Genomic DNA, 6,479 nt, shown 5'->3' with positions numbered 1-6,479 from the left:
GCCTGGCGGCCCGCTGCCGTACCGGCTTCGATCACTCTTCCGGGGGTGGGGTAGTCTGGGTGACCGCGAAGGGGAGTAGCCCCGCGAACCGGTCGTCGACACACTGGAACCCCAGGGTTCCCGGTGGCCGGGCCCGTCTCAGGCGGGTGGGCGAGACCTTCGGTCAGGCATTGACGTACCCGTGTCCCGCGGGTACGCCGTCGTGCCGGGCCGAGTGGTCCTCCTGCTCCTCACGGCGCTTCGCGAAGACCCGGGTCCGGCCCTCAGAGAAAGCCACCCGGAATGTCTCTCGACCCCCTGGCGATCGTCACCGCCTTCGGGCTGATCTTCCTTGCGGAGCTCCCCGACAAAACCATGTTCGCGTCCCTGGCCATGGGTACGCGTATGCGTCCGCTCTATGTCTGGTTCGGCACATCGACGGCGTTCCTCGTGCATGTCGCCATCGCCGTCGGGGCGGGCAGTCTGATCGGGCTGCTTCCCGGCTGGACCGTCAAGCTCGTCTCCGCGCTGCTGTTCGCGTTCGGTGCCTTCATGCTGCTGCGCGGTGGAGGCGGCGACGAGGACGAGAAGGCAGGGACGAAGACCGTCACAGGGTTCTGGCCGGTCTACTCGACCGCCTTCATGGCCGTGTTCATCAGCGAGTGGGGCGATCTGACACAGATCACCACCGCCAATCTCGCCGCCAGTAATGGCACCTGGTCGACCGCGATCGGTTCGGCCGCCGCACTGATGTCGGTCTCCGCGCTGGCGCTGCTCGCGGGCCGTTTCATCGCCACGCGTGTCCCGCTCAGGACCGTCCAGCGCATCGGCGGGCTGTGCATGCTGGGCCTCGCCGTCTGGTCCGTCGTGGAGATCTTCGTGGGCTGACAGCCTGATGGGCCCGCGGTCCGCACCGCCACGGCGGTACGGACCGCTGCTCAGCGTTTGTCAGCGCTTCGTCAGCCCTTCGGGACCAGATGCTCCTTCAGTACGGCGAGCACGTCACGCGCCGCCGTGGGGCCGGTGTTGAGATAGAAGGCGTCATCGTCGACCGGGATCGCGGTCTTCCCGACGACGGCGGACAGCGTCGGCCACAGCGGTGCCCCGGTGAGCGCCGAGGTTTTGGATCCGGCGCCCTGGACTCCGTAGAACAGCCAGTCGGCGTCGGCCCGGTCGAGCTGCTCGTTGCTGATGTCCTCCGACGTCTCGTCGAAGCGCTGGCTCTCGGGCCGTCCGAGCGCCGTGTCCTCGGCGATGCTGCCGGTGAACGAGGGCACACCGAAGACCCGCAGACGGTCCCCGTTGAGCCGTAGGAAGGACACCGTGACCGGCTTGTCGACCGCCTTGCCCAGGGCGACGGCGTCGGCGTGGAACTCGTCCAGGAACGACTGCGCCCGCTCGGTCCTGCCCAGCCCGTCGGCGACGAGCAGGAAGTCCTGCTTCCAGTAGAGCCCGGTGCCCTGGGTGGCGATCGTGGGCGCCAGCTCGCTCAGCGCCGTGTAGAGGCCCTTGGCGTTCTTGCCGGCGATGTTCATCAGGATCAGATCGGGCTTGATGTTGGCGATGGTCTCCAGATCGGGATCCACCCGCGAGCCCACATCGGCGACCTTCGCCAACTGGGCCGCGTGCTGCGGGAAGTCCTTGATCAGATAGCCGGGTACGAGATCCGCGCCGTCGCCCCGGGTCGAGCCGACCGGCACGGTGCCGAGCGTGAGCAGTGCGTCGGCCTGACCGGTGGAGATGACCACCACCTTCCTGGGCTCGGCCCCGATGGTGGTCCTGCCCTCGAAGTGGCCGACCGTACGCGGGAATTCACCGTCCGGTTTGCCGCTTCCCATGCCCTTGGGCACGGCGCGCGGCGCGGTGTGGGTGGAGGCGGCCGAGGGCGCGGCGGTGCCCTTGCCGGCCGACGCGGCGGTGGCGGAGTCCGCCGAGTCGGCGGAGCAGCCGCTGAGCAGCAGGGCGCCGGCTACGGCGAACCCGCTGACGACACGGGTGAGATGGAGACTGAGATGAAGATCACGGAAGCGGTACACGATCGCTTAGCTTAGGCTTCCCTAAGTGTCGATGAGTAGGTATGACAGTGATGCGATAGATCACACATCCGGAAGTACGCGCTCCGGGGCCCGGAGGCCACCGGACGGCGAGCCGAAGCCCGATGACGCACGGGCCGATGGGCCACGGAAACGCGGGCTGCGGCGCGGGCGGCTGTTCGTCGCGCTCGTGGTCTGTCTCACTGTCGTACTGCTGCTCGTCCTGGTCAGCCTGGGAGTTGGCGCGCGGAGCATCCCTCTGGAGACCGTGTGGCGCGTTCTGCTGCATGACGACGGAAGCCCGGAGGCCATCATCGTCCGGCGGCTGCGGATGCCTCGTACCGTCCTGGCGGTCGTCGTCGGCGCGGCGCTCGCCCTGGCCGGTGTTGTCATGCAGGCCATCAGCCGTAACCCGCTGGCCGAGCCGGGCATCGTGGGAGTCAACTCCGGCGCCTCTTTCGCGGTGGTGGTCGCGATCGCCGGATTCCACATCACCAGCGTGTCCGGCTATGTCTGGTTCGCCTTCGCCGGGGCCGTGCTGGCCGCCCTGCTCGTCCATACGCTCACCTCCGGCGCGTCCCGTAGCCACCAGCACACCCGGCTCGTGCTGGCGGGAGCGGCGCTGTCGGCAAGTCTGGGCGCCTGTACGGGCATCCTCACCATGTTCAACACGGACGCGTTCGACTCGTACCGGTTCTGGGTGGTGGGCGCGCTGGAGAACCGCGGTACGGAGGCGCTGACCGCCGCCGTCCCGTTCGTCGCCGCCGGAACGCTGATCGCGCTCGCGCTCGGTCCGTCCCTGAACGCCCTCGCGCTGGGCGACGAGACCGGCGCGGCGCTCGGACTCCGGGTGTCCTGGGTCCGTGCGGCCGGATTTCTCTCGATCATGCTGCTGTGCGGTGCCTCGACGGCCGCCGCAGGACCGATCGGCTTCGTCGGACTGGTCGTTCCGCATGTCCTGCGGCTGGTCCTGGGACCCGATCTGCGCCGACTGCTGGCCTTCTCCCTGCCGGGCGGTGCCATCTTGCTCCTGGTCAGTGATATCGCGGGACGGGTGATCGCTCCACCGGGCGAGATCGAGGTCGGTATCGTCACCGCGTTCATCGGCGCTCCCGCGCTGCTGTGGCTCGTCGTCCGTCGGAGGGCGGTCTCCTCGTGAACACCATGAACACCGCGAAGGCCCCGGACGGCCCGACTTCCCGTCGCACCGCTGCACAGCGCACCGTCACACAGCGCACCGCCGCCGCCCCGACCCGGGTACTGCGGCTCCCGGGCGGACCCGCGCTCCGTTACTCGGGACGGACCGCCGCCGTCATGACCGTACTGCTGCTGGCCTGCGCGGCGGTGTGGGCGGTGACCATGTTCACCGGTACCTACCGGATCGGTACGGGCCAGATCCTCGACGTACTCATGGGAGGCGGCTCCGGCACCGACCGGTTCATCGTCGTCGGCCAGCGGCTGCCGCGCGTCTGTGCCGCGCTACTGGTCGGGGCCGCGCTCGGACTGTCCGGTGCGCTGTTCCAGAGTCTGTCGCGCAATCCGCTCGGCAGCCCGGACGTCATCGGGTTCACCACCGGCTCCACCAGCGGCGCGCTCGTCGTCATCCTGGCGGGCGGCGGCACGGCTGGGATCGGCGTCGGCGCGGGCTCGGTACTCGGCGGTCTGGTTACGGCGGCGGCCGTGTACGGATTCACCGCCACGCGCGGAGTCTCCGGCAACCGGCTGGTGCTCGCCGGTATCGCCGTCGGCGCCATGCTCGCGTCGGTCAACGACTACCTCATCACCCGGGCCGATCTGGAGTCGGCGGAGAGCGCCAAGGCCTGGACGTTCGGCAGCCTCAACGCCGTCTCCTGGCCGCAGGTCACACCGCTGGCCCTCGCCCTGCCGGTGCTCGCGATGGCGGCCCTGGCCGTCGGCAGACCGCTGCGGCTGATGGAGATGGGGGACGACACGGCGGGCGCGCTCGGCGTGAACGTCGCGCGGATCCGCGCGGTCGGCCTGCTGCTCGGTGTCGCCCTGGCCGGCACGGCCATCGCCGTCGCGGGTCCCATCGGCTTTCTCGCACTGGCGGCGCCTCAACTCGCCCGCAGAGTCACGCGGTCGCCCGGTGCCCCGATCGGACCGGCCATGGTCACCGGAGCGCTCCTCCTCGCCACGGCCGATCTGCTGGCCCAGCGGCTGCTCTCGCCGTTCCAGATCCCGGTGGGCCTGGTCACCGGTGCCCTCGGCGGGATCTATCTGCTGTGGCTGCTGTCGAGGGAGAGAAGCAGTGCGCGCCCGCGGTGATCGGACTCGCCCGGGTTATCCCAGATCACATGGTCGGCTGTGCGGTGTTTACGATGAGCACATGAGATGGCCAGCGCATGGCGCGAACCGGCCCTGGCGGGTACGGGGCCTTCCGCTGCTGGTGCTGGCGTTGGTGGCCGGAGTGCTGGCGATGCACGGCCTGGCACCGGTCGCCATGACGGCGACCGCCGCGCACAGCACGCCGTCGTCCGTCCATGTCATGCCGGCCGGAGCGGGGGACTGCGCGCATCCGGACCATGGGGGCGGCGGCCATCTCGATCACGCGGACGGCACCTGCGCGGCGGCCGGTACGAGTACCGGGCCCGCACTGTCCGCCCTGGCCGGCTCGACCTTGCCCGCCGGCCTCGCCGATCCGGCGACCACACCGCAGCGGACGCCGGGGGCGGCGCCGGACGACCGGGCTCCGCCGTCCCTGAGCGAACTGCAACTCCTGCGCATATAGGCCTGCCCTGCGGCCGAGCCCGTACCACGGGCCATCGGCCACCTGCGGTATGCCCTCATCCCTCTTCTTCGCACAGGAGTCGCTTCACCATGACCTCATTCCGTCATTCCGCTCGTTGTCCCGCTCGCCCTCTCGCTCGTCATCTCGCCCGCAGGACCGCGACCGCCGTGGCCGTGGTCGGCGCCGCGCTGGCACTCGCCGCATGCGGCGGCAACGACGACGGTTCCACGGCACGCTCCGGACACTCCGGCCACGGCAACGGATCGTCCTCCTCCTCTGCCTCACCATCGGCGTCGGCACCGACGGCGGACGCGGCCCACAACGCCGCCGACACGGCATTCGCACAGGGCATGATCCCGCACCACCGGCAGGCGATCGAGATGGCCGATCTGGCCACCACCCGAGCCTCCTCGGCGGAGGTCATGACGCTCGCCTCCGAGATCAAAAAGGCACAGGACCCGGAGATCAAGACGCTGTCCGGCTGGCTCAAGGGCTGGGGCGAGCAGGTGCCGACCGACGACACGGACCACTCCGCACACACCATGTCCGGAATGATGAGCGAGGACGACATGTCCACGCTGGAGAACGCGTCCGGCGCGGCATTCGACACCGCCTTCCTCAAGCTGATGGTCAAGCACCACGAAGGCGCCGTCACCATGGCCAAGACCGAGCAGTCCCAAGGCGCCAACCGGGCCGCCAAGGACTTGGCCGGCCGCATCGTCACCTCCCAGAGCGCCGAGATCACCCGCATGAACGGGCTTCTCGACAGCTAACCGGGCGACGGCCCCGGGACCGGTGGAACGAGGTCCCGGCCGGGGGCCGGTCCCTCGGGACACTGTGGGTAAATGGCTCGGTCCCTTGTACGTGACGTCGGCCTTCATCGCCTGGTCATGGGTGGTGAAGGCCGGCTGTGCGTTCTGGGGAGGGTGTCGGTGTCGCTGCGGGGGCCCGGGTTGGGTGATGTTCCGGCGGAGACGGGGCGGGTGGCTCGGGCGGTGTGTCCAGACGGAAATACCCCTGGGGGGTATATCGTTCGGATGGGAGAACGAGAACGGCAGGATCACATCCGACGGAGGGTTTCGCCATGGACCACCACCACACGCAGGACCCGCAGACGCGCTCCGCGCACAGCGAGCAGAGTGGGCGGAGTGGGTACGGCGAGCACTCCGGCCACGGTGGTTCCAGCGGCTCGGGTGCGGGCGCCGGTTGGCGTATCGCCGCCCGGGCCACACTCCACTGCCTCACCGGCTGCGCCATCGGCGAGGTCCTGGGCATGGTGATCGGTACGGCGGCCGGCCTGTCCAACGGCGCGACCATCGCGCTGGCCATCGCCCTGGCGTTCGCCTTCGGTTACGCGCTGACCATACGAGGCGTTCTCGCCGCCGGACTGCCCGTGCGTCAGGCGCTCAAGGTCGCGCTCGCCGCGGACACCGTCTCCATCGCCGTCATGGAGATCATCGACAACACCGTGATGCTCACCGTGCCCGGCGCCATGCACGCGGGCCTGACCAGCACTCTCTTCTGGAGCGCCCTGGCCTTCTCACTCGCCGTCGCCTTCGTCCTCACCGTACCGGTCAACCGGTGGCTGATCTCCCGCGGCAAGGGCCACGCCGTTGTCCACGCCTACCACTGGCACGGAGGCGCCCGACCGGACAGGAGCTAGGGTCTTTCGTTTGGATCTGGCCGGATCAGGGAGCGCCCGCCGCGGCAGCGGCTGA

Annotated in this window: 7 protein-coding genes; 6 read left to right on the top strand and 1 reads right to left on the bottom strand. The window is 69.7% G+C overall.

The annotated features are described in order from the left end of the window. Positions 1-282 precede the first annotated feature (282 nt). The gene (locus tag GA0115259_RS18490; RefSeq protein WP_093598146.1) at positions 283-867 is read left to right on the top strand and encodes a TMEM165/GDT1 family protein; all 585 of its coding nucleotides are present in this window, start codon (positions 283-285) and stop codon (positions 865-867) included. Positions 868-938: 71 nt separating this feature from the next. Here the strand turns inward: GA0115259_RS18490 and GA0115259_RS18485 are convergent, their stop codons facing one another. Beyond that, the gene (locus tag GA0115259_RS18485) at positions 939-2,015 is read right to left on the bottom strand and encodes an ABC transporter substrate-binding protein (RefSeq protein WP_256098040.1); all 1,077 of its coding nucleotides are present in this window, start codon (positions 2,013-2,015) and stop codon (positions 939-941) included. A 187-nt stretch (positions 2,016-2,202) separates the two neighbouring features. On the opposite strand from GA0115259_RS18485, the gene GA0115259_RS18480 reads away from it, so the two are divergent. The 5 genes from GA0115259_RS18480 (at position 2,203) to GA0115259_RS18460 (ending at position 6,424) form a co-directional block, all read left to right on the top strand. Continuing rightward, complete coding sequence (locus GA0115259_RS18480; RefSeq protein ID WP_256098039.1) at positions 2,203-3,171, top strand: FecCD family ABC transporter permease; 969 nt, start codon at positions 2,203-2,205, stop codon at positions 3,169-3,171. Between the two features lie 5 nt (positions 3,172-3,176). Next, positions 3,177-4,298: a FecCD family ABC transporter permease gene (locus GA0115259_RS18475; RefSeq protein WP_093598149.1), complete on the top strand. Its 1,122-nt coding sequence runs from the start codon at positions 3,177-3,179 to the stop codon at positions 4,296-4,298. A gap of 61 nt (positions 4,299-4,359) precedes the next feature. Further along, positions 4,360-4,761, top strand: a complete 402-nt coding sequence (locus tag GA0115259_RS18470; RefSeq protein WP_093598143.1) for a DUF6153 family protein — start codon at positions 4,360-4,362, stop codon at positions 4,759-4,761. Between the two features lie 89 nt (positions 4,762-4,850). Next, the gene (locus tag GA0115259_RS18465; RefSeq protein ID WP_093598140.1) at positions 4,851-5,534 is read left to right on the top strand and encodes a DUF305 domain-containing protein; all 684 of its coding nucleotides are present in this window, start codon (positions 4,851-4,853) and stop codon (positions 5,532-5,534) included. Positions 5,535-5,845: 311 nt separating this feature from the next. Then, positions 5,846-6,424 carry a DUF4396 domain-containing protein gene (locus tag GA0115259_RS18460; protein ID WP_093598137.1) on the top strand — a complete coding sequence of 193 codons (579 nt, stop codon included), beginning with the start codon at positions 5,846-5,848 and terminating at the stop codon, positions 6,422-6,424. The last annotated feature ends 55 nt before the right edge of the window (positions 6,425-6,479 follow it).

This window comes from Streptomyces sp. MnatMP-M17 (genome assembly GCF_900091995.1).
GTDB lineage: Bacteria > Actinomycetota > Actinomycetes > Streptomycetales > Streptomycetaceae > Streptomyces.
Note: the sequence above shows the minus strand (reverse complement) of the source record. Positions and strands in the feature narration are given on the sequence as shown.

Excerpts from the sequence above, each read along its gene's own strand:
- GA0115259_RS18460 (WP_093598137.1), top strand. The coding sequence starts at position 5,846 with ATGGACCACCACCACACGCAGGACCCGCAGACGCGCTCCGCGCACAGC.
- GA0115259_RS18470 (WP_093598143.1), top strand. The coding sequence starts at position 4,360 with ATGAGATGGCCAGCGCATGGCGCGAACCGGCCCTGGCGGGTACGGGGC.
- GA0115259_RS18475 (WP_093598149.1), top strand. The coding sequence starts at position 3,177 with ATGAACACCGCGAAGGCCCCGGACGGCCCGACTTCCCGTCGCACCGCT.
- GA0115259_RS18465 (WP_093598140.1), top strand. The coding sequence starts at position 4,851 with ATGACCTCATTCCGTCATTCCGCTCGTTGTCCCGCTCGCCCTCTCGCT.
- GA0115259_RS18490 (WP_093598146.1), top strand. The coding sequence starts at position 283 with ATGTCTCTCGACCCCCTGGCGATCGTCACCGCCTTCGGGCTGATCTTC.